The sequence below is a fragment of the Neobacillus sp. OS1-2 genome, assembly GCF_030915505.1.
GTDB lineage: Bacteria > Bacillota > Bacilli > Bacillales > Cytobacillaceae > Neobacillus.
Map to the genome: position 1 here is coordinate 1258949 of NZ_CP133265.1, position 16824 is coordinate 1275772.

The following is a 16824-nucleotide window of genomic DNA, read 5'->3' on the forward strand; positions in this document are numbered from 1 at the left end:
CTATTTTACAGAAAAAAACGTATTAAAATAACTTAAAAACAAACTCTTCATTTGCTAGTGTTATTCGGTCCTCATGCTTGATTTTTACCTTTTCACTCTTGGCAAGCTTAATATCGTTGACAAAGCTCCCATTGGTGGAGCGGTTGTCCTTTAAAAAGTATTCACCATTTTCCGTTAGGATATGGGCGTGGATACGGCCCACCGCTTTATTGCTTGACTGATAATCGGCATTCTTTGGATCACGTCCAAGTTTAAATACGTCTTTCGCAATCGTGATTTTCTCTTGAGTGGTAAGGGTAAGTAGAAACGGCATCGAGGCCTCTTCCCCAAGTGTGGTAGTTCCCACATCCGTTACGCCTAAAACGGTTGTCCCTTCATCCTGAAGACCCGATTCAGCCCCCATTCCTTTTCCACTACCAGGCACAATATGTATTTGTGTCCCGACGATCGCGGCCGCCGCTTCAAAACCGGCAGCTTTGTACTCTCCAAGCTCTGTTCTCGTTACCCGTTTGTACTGAATTTCTTCCTCAATTTCAAGCTTAGGGCCTTTTTGCTGATTCCCTTTCACACTCTTTTTCTTGGAGGCTGTGACCTTGTTTTGATCTTCAAGAAGAAGTTCAGCATTGCCTGGACTGTAAAAACCAATACTCTTTCTGGCTGGTTTTGCAGTAAAATCCTTTCTTCTAACCACTTCCGTAATATTATGCATCGGTAATGATTCCACCAAATCTTTACCCAGCTCTTCAATCATTCCCTTAAAATGGAGCAAATCAATCTCCTCTTCCGCCCGAACAAGATAATTATGAATTTTAATAAAGAAACTCAAATCATCTTCCTCATCATACGGTGCCATCCCTAGTAAACTTATTAAAAACTCCCTTACAGTGCCGGTTTCATAGCGATTTTCTTTAATCGGCAAGTAAAAAAATAACGGTCTGCCAGATAACGGATCAATATAAATATGCCTTTTATCGGCCACAATATTGCCGAGCCGCAAGCCAATTTTTTTTGAATGAAGCAGGGTTTCTACTATATGTAATAGAAACTTGTATAACCGTTCCTTCGAGAAACCTTTATAGAATAATGGTTTAATATGTTCCCATGAAGACAAATCATACCGAAAGGAAATTTCTTTCTTTTTTTCGATCACAACCATTGACAACAAACCGAATACTTGACTATTTTCCAATAGGCCAATTTCATTCTTTGCTACTTCCTCATCGCTGCTCACCTGATAAAATAAATATTCCCGGCAATTCTCCAAATTAAAATCAATTTGTTTGATCAAGGCTGTCCGACCCCTTTTTTAAAAATTCGAACTAACATGGAAGGGGGCACATTTTGGCACCTCTCCCTCCATGTTATAACGATTACTTAAATTGACTGGCATTATTATTAATCGCTGCTTCTGTCGCATCGTAATTGGTAACCGTTCCATCCAAAAACTTGGCATAACTCTCAACCACATCTCGATAGTTATCAAAACGTGCGGAGAATGCATTGAAATTAGCGCGAATCGTATTGGACGCATCACTATTCCAAGTTTGCGATAGTGCATTCATTTCTTTCTTAATATCTTGTAATCTGACATATAAGTTATTGTTTAAATTCCTGATTTGGCTGGCCGTTTTACTGACTTCGCCAAGCGAGATCTTAACTCCTTCAATTGTCATGCGTTCCACCCCCTGATTTTTATCATTTGAAGAAAAGATTAGTTCGAAAGTCGCTTCGCACCGCTAATGACTTCGTTTTGTGTATCACGATACGTTTTTGCAGATGTTTTAAGGAAATGAGAGAACTCATCCATTTTTGCTTTCATTTTCGTGAAATCATCGGTAAAGCCTTTAATTTGATTCACATAGGCAAGATTATCTGCCCCTTGCCAGGCAGCACCCATTGCTTCAACCTCCGAAAACAAAGATTTATAGAGTCTTTCATAATCAGCCGCTTGTTGATCAATACTTGTTGCCGCTTTTTCAAGCTTTGCTGGATCTACCATTATCGATCTAGCCATTCTGAACACCCCCTTTCAAATTTTTTCATATTGGTGATTTCCACTAATGGTTTGCCTTACAGCAGCATCAGTTTCGTGCCGTTCTTGATGCCAAGTTCTTCTACAGTGGTATTGATGTCATAGATTTCCCCTGTCTTTCTGCTGCAAAGTAAAGTATGTTCGGTGCCGATAAAATACCCTTGCGACAGCTCTGTCATGGTATTCGCTACTAAAAGAACCACTTCGTGAAGCTTGCTTTTCCGTGGGAGGAAGATATCAAATGTCTGACTGGCAGCGGGGATAAACACTTCCACTAACACCTTATCCATACACTACCTCCTCCTCATTCACTGCCGCTGAAGACAGCAGCTTCACTAATACCGGCTTTCCTTTCTTAATGACGTACCCAAAGCCAGCTGGCATTTCCTGATACATATCGCTTGTCGTCTTATTCGTCTTTAAGACAAATTGATCCGTTATACCGCCGCCGACCCAAATGCCATCACATTGCGATACATGGTTTTTAAACCAGCTTTCATACGAAATCGTGTTGATGCGGTCGGCCTGATCGCCGATAATCAGGTGAACAGCGAGCGAACTGCCTTTATCTAAAAAGACCGCAAGCTTATCCTTGCCATCTGCGGATAAGGCATTATTCATATCGATGAACGAATCCACCACACAGAAAATCGGTGCAAACACAGGTGGCATCACGCCTTCTGCCAGCGCATCCTTTGTTGTGTTATTACGGTAGACAAGTGTATTGAATAGATAGACAACCGTCTCTTCGATTGCTTGACCCCCTGTCACATAGCGATAGCTGCGGTTTGCATCCCTATGGAAGCTATTGTGCGGGTCAATGGCAATGACTTCGCTTCCGCCGCTTGCTGCGAGCATCTCAGCAGAACCTTGAATAAAGTCCGTGCATTCCTCATCGTTAGTACCTGTAAGCACAAGATTCACAAAGGATTCGGTAAAGTCAAAATATGAAATTGCCAGTGCGTTTTTCTCAACCGCTACTGGAATAGTCCCCGGCTGCTTCGATTGAAATTCACCCGCCGCAAGATAATCTCGGTCGACTTTTTCCGGCAGAATCGGAATTCTTCTTGCTCTTGCTTTCTGCCACTTCTTGTTTTGTTCCACGCAATAATTCGTCATAAACCGGTACATATCCGTTGTTACATCGGTAATAAGCGCGGTCTGGAATTCATAGACACCGTCCGTTTTAAAAATCCCTCGGCCTTTATGTTTCGATGGATAGACTCCATCGACGCTTCCCAATACACCTGAGTATTCCGTTGTATCGTTTAATTGCAGGACAAACAGTTGCTTGAAGTTTTGCAGCAGACGATAGCGGATGGCCCCTGTATTAGCCGCGGTAACAACAAAGTAGATCCCGTATTTAAGCCCTTCCCGTGTCAAGAAAGAGATTGATTCTTCATAGTCCTCATACATCTCGGAAAAAGCAGCGTAATTATGAATGACGACAACAATCGAAGCGAGCGGCTGATTCGCCAAGCGATTATAGGTACCAAAATCACCGCCATATTTCGCGAAGCATTTTTTCCTACGTTCAATTTCAGTTGTTACCATTCTAAACAAATTCGTGATTTTCTCACTTTCATAGGAGAGAACGACATCACCGACATGCGGTGCTTCGCTGAACCAGCTTAAGGTTTCACTGCTGAAATCCAAGAGATAGAGGTTAACCTCCTCCGGTGTATGCTCCTCCATGAGTGAATAAATCATCGTTGCCAAGAAAGTGGTTTTACCGCTGCCTGCGACACCATATAGGACGGTGTTGCCTTCCGTTGTGATTGGCAGTCTTAGAATGTGCTGGCTTTGAGTGGCCGGGTCATCGTATTCGCCGATTACCGGATGTAACAGATGGCTTCGTTCCACTGTTACGCGATATTTCTCATGCAATTGTCCAAGGAAAATCTCGCTCGGAATCGGTTCAAGCCAGAGCTGTTTTACCTGAATCTCTTCTTGGGAAGCCAAATGAGCCAGATAGTTCGTGATTTCATCCAATTGCTTTGGGGGATTCTTCACTTGTGTCTTGCGTTTGTCCATTCGGGCACTCTTAAGGACACGACCCAGATGGTCAATGACCACGATGCTGTCATCGACATGTTTCTCCATTTTTTCCGCAGGATAATAGGGTGCCCCGCCCCAGGCTGACTGCCCAAGCATAAACACTTCATTAAAGCCCACCTGCAGATAGAATCGGCCTGTTGCCGATAATTCCGCTGCGTCCGGTCGCTTGATGACCTCCATACTGTCCGCTTTCTCCTGTACCTTCAAGCTGATTCTAAATTTACTGTTACTCCATATTTGATCATCGACAACCCCAGACGGCTTCTGTGTCGCCAAAATCAGGTGAATCCCCAAGCTCCGGCCAATCCTTGCCGCACTGACAAGCTGATCCATGAATTCCGGCTGCTGGGTCTTCAACTCGGCAAATTCATCGGAAATAATAAACAAATGCTGCAGCGGCTCAGTGACCCTGCCCTCGCGGTAGAGCTTCTGATATTTATAAATATCAATATTGCTTTCATTGACCCGTTTGCTTGTTTCGCTAAAAATAGCCTGGCGCCGCTTCAGCTCACTTTGTATCGAAATCAGCGAGCGTTTGACAGCTGCTCCGTCGAGGTTGGTTATTGTCCCGGCAAGATGCGGCAGATTCACGAACGCATTCGCCATGCCCCCGCCTTTATAGTCGATTAAAATAAATGCCACTTCATTAGGATGATAGTTCACCGCAAGTGACAAAATAAATGTCATGATAAATTCACTTTTCCCCGACCCGGTCATCCCGGCAATGAGGCCGTGTGGACCGTGGAATTTTTCATGGAGGTCAAGCTTACATAATTCACCCGCCTGATCCACCCCGATTGGTGTTTCCAGCGTCTTCACCGGATCATTTTCCTTCCATTTTGTCAGCACATTGAGATGCTCAATTTTACTAACCCCAAACATCTCTAAAAAAGTAAGCATTTCCGGCAGTGAATAAGCCTTATTTAACGAAGCTAGGCTGATGTTGCTTAGTTGAATCGCAAGTTTCTCAGTTTCATCCTGTAAATGAATATCGGGACAAAATCCAGTAAACTGACCGGTAATATCATCCTTATCAAACACCTTTGCCATTTCATCGTCCAATTCAATGACAGCTGAACATTCCTTCGGCAAATTTTTCAATTCATCATAAAGGGCAACCAAGCTGAAGCCGATGTTCTTTTTCGAACGTAATAACATCGTAAACATTTCCGCCTTTGCCGCCAAATCCTGATCCATTGAAAAAATGACATAATGCTGTGTACCATTTGCTAATTCATCGTCTGCCATGGCCTGACGCTGGGCCATTTCTTTTTCAAGAACAGCTGACAATTCCTTCAATTCATTGGCGTTTGTAGCAATGTAGCGGATACTTTTCGCATCATCCCACACATGCGGCAGCCATTTGACAAATCCCCACCTATCCTGCTCATGTCCGTCGTATACAAACACCAGCTTTAATTCATCATAGCTATGTAAGGACGTTAATTGAAAAATCAAGCCCTCCACAAACTTCTTCACCTTATCCCTGCCGCCAATAATCCCGCTTATCTTCTCTTCAAGGAGGGAAATCGTTACAGGGACATCCTTTAAGAACTTAGGGGCTGACGCAAGTTTTTGCAGCTCCCCTTGCAGCTCATCATCCGCGACGCTAAACCGTTTTTCCGGAAATTTGATATCAGCATTCAAGGGCAAATTTCCAAGACCCAAACGCAGCTTTAAAAAATCATCCTGGCCTAGCGACCGTTCCCACAAGTTCCGCTGCCGTGCCTGAATCCGTGCAACACAATGGCCAATGGGGACATGGTTCTCATGCAAAATCTCACTTTGCCGTTTCTTTTCTTCCTCAATGACTGCTGCCATTTCCACCAGGTAGGCACGATATTTCTCCAGTCTTATGTTTTCCTGCTTGGTCCGGGACTTTTTCTCATGCCTTTTTTGTAAAATCGGCCAAAGAATCGTTCCGACCAGCATACTAAAGGACATCACCAATGTCGGCATCGCCATCATGATATCTCCATTCGTGGACAGTACATTTTGCAGGGTAAACAGACCCATAAAGAGTGAGGCCATCCCCATTGTAAGCGATGGGCCTAATAGCAGCATTAAAGGGGTTTCTTCCTGGTTCACCGGCTGCGGCGGAGGATCAATTTTAATCTCGGGTGTGGTAATGTCCCTTTTGAAACGAGGAGAACGGAAAAAAAGATCGGTTGTCTCGTCTTCTTGTAGAAACTCTTCAAGCTCCTCTTCATTTTCAGGGAGAGGCTGTTCAACCTTTAGCGGCTGAAACGCATTCCGTTCAAGAAACACGAGCTGGTGCGGATTGTTTAACGACAACAATTTTCCATTAAAAATAATTTTTAAACCCATTATGTAGATAACATCGCCAATTTCTAACGTGTGCTCCGTCACTCTTTCCCCGTTCACATAAGTACCATTCGAACTTTGCAGGTCACGAATGACTGCACCGCCACTTGTCCTATAGTCAATCTCACAATGCGAGCTTGATACTAACTTATTGGCAAAACAAATCTGACTGTCCTTCGAGCGGCCAATTTTTACTTTAGTTGTGGTGGTGTAGTGCTTTGTATAGATGTTTTGGTCCGGATCCGCAGGCTCGATATATAACAGCGAGGGCGTATCATCTTCTCGTTTAATCGTGTAGGTACTAAATGGTTCAATGTGCTGCTTACTGACTTTTTGACCTTCAGCATTATGTAATTGGGCAGATTTATTAGACTTTAAAAACCATTGTCCCTCCTCAGCCTCAATCGCCATCATTTCTCTTTTTACACCATCATGGTTCTCTGTTGTCAGTACATACCGTCCGGTGACTCGCTCCGGCAGAACAAAGGTAAATGCCCTTTGGCGGTCAAATAACGTTAAAATCAATGTAAATCTCTCCCTAATTCTTGCAAAAATCTCAGGTTATCCATTATTTATTTTTCGTTTAATAGTGACTATTCCTAGGTATCTTACGTGAGCTATGATCCCAATTATGTGCTCCTTGTAAAAATTTTACTTCTTTATCATACCATTTTCTTAATAGGGCGAATTTCCTTTACTAGTGGGTCGATGGAACCATTTTGAAGGGTATCTTTATATGGATTGTATTCTATCAATCTTACTTCATTTTTCTCAACCATTGGTTGGCGATTGGATAGGTTGGCGGTTTTAAAAAGTTTTGATGGTAATCGTGAAGGTTGGCAGAATTCCTTAGAGGTTTGGCGGAATAAAGTGCAAGGTTAGCGGAATCTTCTCCTTAATGGAAAAAAACACAAAAAAGAACAGCTGGATCAGCTGTCCTTCTTCGTGCCTGGCAACGTCCTACTCTCACAGGGGCGCATGCCCCAACTACCATCGGCGCTGAGAAGCTTAACTTCCGTGTTCGGTATGGGAACGGGTGTGACCTTCTCGCCATTGTTACCAGACTATTTTTTCTGAGGTATCATTCCCTCAAAACTAGATAATGCAGAAGAAGTTTGTAAAATCAAGTTCGCTTTTATAATTTGTCTAGCTCCAGCGTCCAGCAACTAGTGTCCTTCGGTCTTTTCCCTACGATAAGTCAACATCGAATCGCTAACGCTCTTCGTGTTTCCTTTATCTCAGTCAAAGCCCTCCAGGCCATACGTTGCTAACCGGCCGCTTCCGCTTTTCTATTTGGTTAAGTCCTCGAACGATTAGTATCAGTCAGCTCCACGTGTCGCCACGCTTCCACCTCTGACCTATCAACCTGATCATCTTTCAGGGTTCTTACTAGCTTAGAGCTATGGGAAATCTCATCTTGAGGGGGGCTTCATGCTTAGATGCTTTCAGCACTTATCCCGTCCGCACATAGCTACCCAGCGATGCCCTTGGCAGAACAACTGGTACACCAGCGGTGCGTCCATCCCGGTCCTCTCGTACTAAGGACAGCTCCTCTCAAATTTCCTGCGCCCACGACGGATAGGGACCGAACTGTCTCACGACGTTCTGAACCCAGCTCGCGTACCGCTTTAATGGGCGAACAGCCCAACCCTTGGGACCGACTACAGCCCCAGGATGCGATGAGCCGACATCGAGGTGCCAAACCTCCCCGTCGATGTGGACTCTTGGGGGAGATAAGCCTGTTATCCCCGGGGTAGCTTTTATCCGTTGAGCGATGGCCCTTCCATGCGGAACCACCGGATCACTAAGCCCGACTTTCGTCCCTGCTCGACTTGTAGGTCTCGCAGTCAAGCTCCCTTGTGCCTTTACACTCTACGAATGATTTCCAACCATTCTGAGGGAACCTTTGGGCGCCTCCGTTACTCTTTAGGAGGCGACCGCCCCAGTCAAACTGCCCACCTGACACTGTCTCCCACCCCGATAAGGGGTGCGGGTTAGAATTTCAATACAGCCAGGGTAGTATCCCACCGACGCCTCCACCGAAGCTAGCGCTCCGGTTTCTCAGGCTCCTACCTATCCTGTACAAGCTGTACCAAAATTCAATATCAGGCTACAGTAAAGCTCCACGGGGTCTTTCCGTCCTGTCGCGGGTAACCTGCATCTTCACAGGTACTATAATTTCACCGAGTCTCTCGTTGAGACAGTGCCCAGATCGTTACGCCTTTCGTGCGGGTCGGAACTTACCCGACAAGGAATTTCGCTACCTTAGGACCGTTATAGTTACGGCCGCCGTTTACTGGGGCTTCGATTCAGAGCTTCGCGTGAGCTAACCCCTCCTCTTAACCTTCCAGCACCGGGCAGGCGTCAGCCCCTATACTTCGCCTTGCGGCTTCGCAGAGACCTGTGTTTTTGCTAAACAGTCGCCTGGGCCTATTCACTGCGGCTCTTCAGGGCTATGAACCCTAAAGAGCACCCCTTCTCCCGAAGTTACGGGGTCATTTTGCCGAGTTCCTTAACGAGAGTTCTCTCGCTCACCTTAGGATTCTCTCCTCGCCTACCTGTGTCGGTTTGCGGTACGGGCACCTTTTATCTCGCTAGAGGCTTTTCTTGGCAGTGTGGAATCAGGAACTTCGGTACTATATTTCCCTCGGCATCACAGCTCAAGCGTTGTGAGAAGCGGATTTTCCTACTTCTCGCTCTAACTGCTTACACGCACATATCCAACAGTGCGCTTACCCTATCCTCCTGCGTCCCCCCATCACTCAAACGATAAAGAGGTGGTACAGGAATATCAACCTGTTGTCCATCGCCTACGCCTTTCGGCCTCGGCTTAGGTCCCGACTAACCCTGAGCGGACGAGCCTTCCTCAGGAAACCTTAGGCATTCGGTGGATGAGATTCTCACTCATCTTTCGCTACTCATACCGGCATTCTCACTTCTAAGCGCTCCACCAGTCCTTACGGTCTAGCTTCAACGCCCTTAGAACGCTCTCCTACCACTGACACCAACGGTGTCAATCCACAGCTTCGGTGATACGTTTAGCCCCGGTACATTTTCGGCGCAGAGTCACTCGACCAGTGAGCTATTACGCACTCTTTAAATGGTGGCTGCTTCTAAGCCAACATCCTGGTTGTCTAGGCAACTCCACATCCTTTTCCACTTAACGTATACTTTGGGACCTTAGCTGGTGGTCTGGGCTGTTTCCCTTTTGACTACGGATCTTATCACTCGCAGTCTGACTCCCACGGATAAGTCTTTGGCATTCGGAGTTTGTCTGAATTCGGTAACCCGATGAGGGCCCCTAGTCCAAACAGTGCTCTACCTCCAAGACTCTTACTACGTGAGGCTAGCCCTAAAGCTATTTCGGAGAGAACCAGCTATCTCCAAGTTCGATTGGAATTTCTCCGCTACCCACACCTCATCCCCGCACTTTTCAACGTGCGTGGGTTCGGGCCTCCATCCAGTGTTACCTGGACTTCACCCTGGACATGGGTAGATCACCTGGTTTCGGGTCTACGACTACATACTAAATTCGCCCTATTCAGACTCGCTTTCGCTGCGGCTCCGTCTCTTCAACTTAACCTTGCATGTAATCGTAACTCGCCGGTTCATTCTACAAAAGGCACGCCATCACCCATAAACGGGCTCTGACTACTTGTAGGCACACGGTTTCAGGAACTATTTCACTCCCCTTCCGGGGTGCTTTTCACCTTTCCCTCACGGTACTGGTTCACTATCGGTCACTAGGGAGTATTTAGCCTTGGGAGATGGTCCTCCCTGCTTCCGACCGGATTTCTCGTGTCCGGCCGTACTCAGGATCCACTCAGGAGGGAACGAAGTTTCAACTACAGGGCTTTTACCTTCTCTGGCTGACCTTTCCAGGTCGCTTCATTTACCCCGTTCCTTTGTAACTCCATGTTGAGTGTCCTACAACCCCAAGAGGCAAGCCTCTTGGTTTGGGCTATGTCCCGTTTCGCTCGCCGCTACTCAGGGAATCGCGTTTGCTTTCTCTTCCTCCGGGTACTTAGATGTTTCAGTTCCCCGGGTATGCCTTCTATACCCTATGTATTCAGGTAAAGATACTGTTCCATTACGAACAGTGGGTTCCCCCATTCGGAAATCTCCGGATCAAAGCTTACTTACAGCTCCCCGAAGCATATCGGTGTTAGTCCCGTCCTTCATCGGCTCCTAGTGCCAAGGCATTCACCGTGCGCCCTTTCTAACTTAACCTAAAAGGTTTGTTTCTCTATTAAATAGAGAGAAAAACTAAAATGGCGATTACTCGATGTTTACTTTGCTTCTTCTTACGATTATCTAGTTTTCAAAGAACGATTAAAAAAGCTTTGAGAGAATTGCACTCTCAAAACTAAACAAACAAGAAACGTCAACCTTATGATCAGTCCAAAGGACTGAATTATCCTTAGAAAGGAGGTGATCCAGCCGCACCTTCCGATACGGCTACCTTGTTACGACTTCACCCCAATCATCTGTCCCACCTTAGGCGGCTGGCTCCTTACGGTTACCCCACCGACTTCGGGTGTTACAAACTCTCGTGGTGTGACGGGCGGTGTGTACAAGGCCCGGGAACGTATTCACCGCGGCATGCTGATCCGCGATTACTAGCGATTCCGGCTTCATGTAGGCGAGTTGCAGCCTACAATCCGAACTGAGAATGGTTTTATGGGATTGGCTAAACCTCGCGGTCTTGCAGCCCTTTGTACCATCCATTGTAGCACGTGTGTAGCCCAGGTCATAAGGGGCATGATGATTTGACGTCATCCCCACCTTCCTCCGGTTTGTCACCGGCAGTCACCTTAGAGTGCCCAACTGAATGCTGGCAACTAAGATCAAGGGTTGCGCTCGTTGCGGGACTTAACCCAACATCTCACGACACGAGCTGACGACAACCATGCACCACCTGTCACTCTGTCCCCCGAAGGGGAACGTCCTATCTCTAGGAGTGTCAGAGGATGTCAAGACCTGGTAAGGTTCTTCGCGTTGCTTCGAATTAAACCACATGCTCCACCGCTTGTGCGGGCCCCCGTCAATTCCTTTGAGTTTCAGCCTTGCGGCCGTACTCCCCAGGCGGAGTGCTTAATGCGTTAGCTGCAGCACTAAGGGGCGGAAACCCCCTAACACTTAGCACTCATCGTTTACGGCGTGGACTACCAGGGTATCTAATCCTGTTTGCTCCCCACGCTTTCGCGCCTCAGCGTCAGTTACAGACCAGAAAGCCGCCTTCGCCACTGGTGTTCCTCCACATCTCTACGCATTTCACCGCTACACGTGGAATTCCGCTTTCCTCTTCTGCACTCAAGTCCCCCAGTTTCCAATGACCCTCCACGGTTGAGCCGTGGGCTTTCACATCAGACTTAAAGGACCGCCTGCGCGCGCTTTACGCCCAATAATTCCGGACAACGCTTGCCACCTACGTATTACCGCGGCTGCTGGCACGTAGTTAGCCGTGGCTTTCTGGTTAGGTACCGTCAAGGTACCGGCAGTTACTCCGGTACTTGTTCTTCCCTAACAACAGAGCTTTACGACCCGAAGGCCTTCATCGCTCACGCGGCGTTGCTCCATCAGACTTTCGTCCATTGTGGAAGATTCCCTACTGCTGCCTCCCGTAGGAGTCTGGGCCGTGTCTCAGTCCCAGTGTGGCCGATCACCCTCTCAGGTCGGCTACGCATCGTCGCCTTGGTGAGCCGTTACCTCACCAACTAGCTAATGCGCCGCGGGCCCATCTGTAAGTGACAGCCGAAACCGTCTTTCAGCATTTCCTCATGAGAGGAAATGGATTATCCGGTATTAGCACCGGTTTCCCGGTGTTATCCCAGTCTTACAGGCAGGTTGCCCACGTGTTACTCACCCGTCCGCCGCTCACCCTAGGGAGCAAGCTCCCAAAGATTCGCTCGACTTGCATGTATTAGGCACGCCGCCAGCGTTCGTCCTGAGCCAGGATCAAACTCTCCAAGAAAGTTGATTAGCTCATTTGTTACGTTGGCTTAGTTTCATCTATATTGAAACTAAAAAATATTGTTTGTTGACGTTTTTGTTTGTTTAGTTTTCAAAGGACAATTTGTTACTTCGTTTGAAGCAACTTTATTACTATATCATTTCAAGTTGTTAATGTCAACAACTTTTTTAAAACAGCTTATCGTCTTGCTGACGACTTTTCATATATTACAGGAGATTAATAGATTGGTCAATGCTTTTTTATATTTATTTTCAAATAAAATTTGGTGCAGATTTATTTCTTAACATAAATGCGCCTATGTTATAATGATCGATAAATATTCAGAAAATTAAAATCGAATGGAGGCAAGGGTTTGCTATCATTTATTTTCGTAGTTATGGTGTTATTCCTAATTCCGGGACCAGCTGTTTTATTAACGGTTTCGCAAACAGCTCAAGGCGGAAGGAAAGCCGGGGTCATCACTGGTGTTGGCATTGCCGTTGGCGACTTACTCCATACCATTGCTGCTGTACTAGGACTTTCGGCTATATTAATGACGTCGGCACTCGCATTTGAGGTCGTTAAATACGCAGGCGCTGCCTATCTTATTTTCCTTGGCATTAAATCTGTTTTGGAAAAATCAAAGAATATGAAGAAACCTGTCACAAAAAAGAGCAATCCTGCCGGATCGTTCCGCCAAGCGTTGCTCATTGAATTACTAAATCCAAAAACAGCGCTTTTTTTCCTAGCATTCTTACCACAATTTGTCCGCAGCAACGGAATTCCTGTCGTGTATCAGCTATTAATTCTTGGACTCACGTTTGTTCTTATGAGTATTTTGTATACGACCATGCTAGCCTTCCTAACAAGTTCAATAGGAAATAAGTTATTTTCTACTAAGAATAGTAGATTTGCACGCTGGCAAGGCAAAGTAGTCGGCATCATCTATATTGGTTTAGGGCTGCAGTTAGTGTTTCAGAGTCAAAAATAAAAAGAGCATCTGCATGCTCTTTTTTCTATTCCTTAATGATTGGCCACCCCTGCATAATGGAATCCAAGACTTTCTATTACTCCTTTATTCACGATATTTCTTCCATCGAAAAGATATGGCTGTCCCATTAATGATTTCAGGCTTGCCCAATCAACATTTTTATACGCATCCCAGTCTGTGCAGATTACGAGTGCATCTGCGCCGGTAACTGTTTCTTCTATTGTTTGGAATTGGTTGAACGAGGAAACCGATGCCATTTTTACAATCGGATCATGTGCCTTGATGATTGCTTGTTCTTCTATTAATTTATTTATCAATGTAAGACTCGGCGATTCCCGTGTATCATCGGTATTTGCTTTAAACGACAATCCGAGCAAGGCAATCGTTTTATTGATTAAATCCCCGCCAAGGGCCTGTTTTATTTTTTCAACAAAGATAAGCGGTTGAGTTTCATTCACTTCAACTACTTTCTCTAAGATTGTTAGCGTGGTTTCATTTTCTTTCGCTATTTGGATGAGCGCATTGACGTCCTTTGGAAAACAGGAACCTCCATAGCCCATTCCTGCTTTTAAAAATTGCGGGCCAATCCGGTTGTCGAGTCCCATCCCCGTTGAAACGTCATTAATATTGATCCCGAGTTTATCGCAAACCCACGCTAATTCGTTGATATAGGAAATTTTCATCGCAAGGAAGGAATTCGCGGCATACTTAATCATTTCGGAGGCTTTCGGGTTGGTCTCAAGAATTGGACACGTGAAATCTTGATACAATTCACGCATTATTTTTCTTGCGGGTTCACTCGTTGTACCAATGACAATTCGATCGGGGTTGAAGGCATCCTGGAGTGCAGAACCCTCTCTCAGAAACTCGGGATTGGAGACAACATCAAAAGGAATGGCTTCAGCTTGACTTTCCTTGATCCAGTTCGTTACTAATTCTGCTGTTCCCACTGGTACCGTGCTTTTTGTGACAATTACTTTATAGTGGTTCATATGTTTCCCGATGGACTCAGCCACATTTTTTACATAGGTGAGATCGGCACTTCCGTCCGTCCCCTTCGGTGTTCCGACACAAATAAAAATAACATCATTTTCTTTGATGGCCTTTTTGGCCTTTTTTGTGAATTTGATTGTTTCATTTGTGACATGTTTAGTTAACAATCCCTCAAGAAAAGGCTCATAGAAATGGAGTTTACCAGTTTTTAATGCTTTTATTTTCTTTTCATCAAGGTCTAACCCTGTTACATGGTGACCCTTTTCACAAAATACAAGACCTGTCGTTGTACCGACATATCCCGTTCCAACGATTAATATATTCACAGTTTAATATTCCCCCTTCATTTCCGATAAAGACGTGTGTCAGTATGAAAAGACTGACGAATCTTTGACATGGCTTGTATTAATTTATTCACAAACGAAATTTGTGGAAGGGTACCGAACATAAAAGGGCATAAATGGGGAGTTGTCCCGTTGTGATGTAATTCGAATAAAGCAAATTCTTACTAACTAGGTATTATTTGTGACCGGTGACTAAATAAATGGGACTCCGGGGGCACAATAAAAGTTTTTAGTGACCGGCAACCGAATAAATTGGGCCTCATGGGCACAATAAACATTATTTGTGACCGTTAACCAAGAAATGTGGGCTTGCCGGGCACAAAAAAAGGCACCCATGAAGGGTACTCTTTCCACCGCTAGATCCAGCCTTTTTTCTCGGCGATACTGGCGGCCTCAGTTCGGTTTTTGGCATCGAGTTTGTGGATGATTTCGGAGATGTAGTTGCGAACAGTACCCGATGATAAATAGAGTTCGGATGTGATTTCTTTGGTGGTCTTCCCTAAAGCCGCAAGGCGCAAAATCTCTTGTTCTTTCGGGGTCAGCGGATTTTCCTCACGAATCACATCAAAGGTCAACTCCGGGCTGAACACTCGTTTTCCCACCATCACCTTGCGGATTGCATCAGCGAGCTCGTCGATTTCCCCATCCTTTAATAAGTACCCATGGACACCGATTTTTACCGCACGCTCAAAATAGCCAGGGCGGGCAAAGGTGGTTAAGATGATGACCTTACTCGGAGACCCCCGACGTACAAGCTCTTCCGCTACCTCGAGACCATTCAAAACAGGCATTTCAATATCCATTAAGCAGACATCCGGCTTCAGTTCCGTGATGGCCACAAGCGCTTCTTCTCCGTTCATCGCTTGGCCGATGACCTTCATATCTATCTCTAAATCTAGCAAAGACCCCAATGCCCCTAGCAGCATTCGCTGATCTTCCGCAATAAACAGGCGAATCATACTGCAGCCCCCTCCTTTATTAATTGGAACGAAAAAGCGATATCCAAATGCTATTGCTTTTTAATAATTGGTACATTGATTTCCAAGACTGTCCCATTATGGTTGGACAGGACCAGCCCGCCGTCAACGAGTGCCAATCTCTCTTCCATTCCCCGTAAACCATTCCCAAACACATGATTATTCCGTAAGCCCATCCCATCATCATGGATGATAAGGTTCATTTTTCCAGAAAAGTGCTTAATGGCAATCGAACAATGGGTGGCCTGGCTATGTTTGACGACATTAGTTGCCGCCTCACGGATACACATCCCGATGATGTTTTGTGTAAACGGGGAAACACTGGAAAAATCACTATCGCCATCGTAATGATAGGTAATTCCTGCAGCACGCAAGATTTGCTGCACTTGCAGCAGTTCTTCCGTGATGGTGGCTGCGCGCATGTCGGTGACAAGTTCGCGTACCTGCTTGAGTGCCGCACGGGAAGTGACCTCCATTTCCTTTGCTTCAAGCCGGGCCCGTTCTGGATCTGTCGCGGTCAATCGCTGGACTAGCTGGCTTTTTAACGTGAGGAGTGATAGCGTATGGCCGAGTGTATCGTGGAGATCACGGGCAATCCGAACACGTTCTTCTCTTTTGACCAATTCTTCAATTTTTTGATTCGCCCGGTCGAGCTCCTTTTCCAGCTCCATCCGGCGGTTCATGGAACGGATGCCAAACGGAGAAATCAGCATAATAAGTAAAAACGGAACGAAATAAATGAGTTCTGTCGGAGTGAAAAAGGTCTTCGTTCGGATCACATGGACAATGAACGGCAGAATTTCAGCTACCACCAAACAGATGAGTCCACGTCTAAATCCCGTTTTATCCTGGTACCAGCCGATAAAGTTCGCTGGGAAAAAGCCTAAAAACATGTAGTTTAAGTGGTAAAACAGACTGAAGATAAAAATAATCGCCATTTGCACGGCCAGCCAGTAAGTGAAGTTTCTTTTTCCAATAAGAAAATAGAGCTGGCGATAGGTTACCAAGAAGAGCAGCAACATTCCATAGCCAATGAGCTGCTTCAACCCTGATTCTTTTGTTAAATAAACAGCCGGAAAACCAATATAAACGAGAAAGATATACGGGAACAAGCCAAATCTTTTCGGAAAAACGGACCACTTCATCCTACA

General features: G+C 45.6%; 9 protein-coding genes and 3 rRNA genes. 1 reads left to right on the forward strand and 11 read right to left on the reverse strand.

Annotated features, from left to right (window positions below; all coding sequences use genetic code 11):
- Nucleotides 1-22: 22 nt before the first annotated feature.
- The 8 genes from RCG19_RS06320 to RCG19_RS06355 form a co-directional block, all read right to left on the reverse strand.
- On the reverse strand, nucleotides 23-1288 hold the full coding sequence (locus RCG19_RS06320; RefSeq protein WP_308110115.1) for an FHA domain-containing protein: 1266 nt from the start codon (nucleotides 1286-1288) through the stop codon (nucleotides 23-25).
- Nucleotides 1289-1370: 82 nt separating this feature from the next.
- Entirely contained in the window at nucleotides 1371-1673 is a 303-nt protein-coding gene (locus tag RCG19_RS06325) for a pore-forming ESAT-6 family protein (RefSeq protein WP_166245127.1), read from the reverse strand.
- Between the two features lie 38 nt (nucleotides 1674-1711).
- On the reverse strand, nucleotides 1712-2014 hold the full coding sequence (locus tag RCG19_RS06330) for a WXG100 family type VII secretion target (protein ID WP_166245125.1): 303 nt from the start codon (nucleotides 2012-2014) through the stop codon (nucleotides 1712-1714).
- A gap of 56 nt (nucleotides 2015-2070) precedes the next feature.
- The gene (locus tag RCG19_RS06335; RefSeq protein WP_308110116.1) at nucleotides 2071-2322 is read right to left on the reverse strand and encodes a methyltransferase; all 252 of its coding nucleotides are present in this window, start codon (nucleotides 2320-2322) and stop codon (nucleotides 2071-2073) included.
- On the reverse strand, nucleotides 2315-6940 hold the full coding sequence (gene essC, locus RCG19_RS06340; RefSeq protein WP_308110117.1) for a type VII secretion protein EssC: 4626 nt from the start codon (nucleotides 6938-6940) through the stop codon (nucleotides 2315-2317). Before essC ends, RCG19_RS06335 begins: the two co-directional genes overlap by 8 nt.
- A gap of 422 nt (nucleotides 6941-7362) precedes the next feature.
- Nucleotides 7363-7479: ribosomal RNA gene (gene rrf, locus RCG19_RS06345) — 5S ribosomal RNA — on the reverse strand.
- A gap of 229 nt (nucleotides 7480-7708) precedes the next feature.
- A 23S ribosomal RNA gene (locus RCG19_RS06350) occupies nucleotides 7709-10645 on the reverse strand.
- A 194-nt stretch (nucleotides 10646-10839) separates the two neighbouring features.
- A 16S ribosomal RNA gene (locus RCG19_RS06355) occupies nucleotides 10840-12389 on the reverse strand.
- Together the 16S, 23S and 5S rRNA genes form the textbook arrangement of a ribosomal RNA operon.
- A 352-nt stretch (nucleotides 12390-12741) precedes the next feature.
- Between RCG19_RS06355 and RCG19_RS06360 the strand changes: the two genes are divergently transcribed.
- A complete protein-coding gene (locus RCG19_RS06360) occupies nucleotides 12742-13359 on the forward strand; it encodes a LysE family translocator (protein WP_166244507.1) in 618 nt (205 codons plus the stop codon).
- Nucleotides 13360-13391: 32 nt separating this feature from the next.
- Here RCG19_RS06360 and RCG19_RS06365 read toward each other — a convergent pair whose 3' ends face one another.
- The 3 genes from RCG19_RS06365 to RCG19_RS06375 all read right to left on the reverse strand — a co-directional run bounded on the left by RCG19_RS06365 (nucleotide 13392) and on the right by RCG19_RS06375 (nucleotide 16818).
- Complete coding sequence (locus RCG19_RS06365; protein ID WP_308110118.1) at nucleotides 13392-14678, reverse strand: UDP-glucose dehydrogenase family protein; 1287 nt, start codon at nucleotides 14676-14678, stop codon at nucleotides 13392-13394.
- 374 nt (nucleotides 14679-15052) lie between these two features.
- Complete coding sequence (locus RCG19_RS06370) at nucleotides 15053-15655, reverse strand: response regulator transcription factor (protein WP_308110119.1); 603 nt, start codon at nucleotides 15653-15655, stop codon at nucleotides 15053-15055.
- Nucleotides 15656-15705: 50 nt separating this feature from the next.
- Nucleotides 15706-16818: a sensor histidine kinase gene (locus RCG19_RS06375; protein WP_308110120.1), complete on the reverse strand. Its 1113-nt coding sequence runs from the start codon at nucleotides 16816-16818 to the stop codon at nucleotides 15706-15708.
- Between the last annotated feature and the right edge of the window lie 6 nt (nucleotides 16819-16824).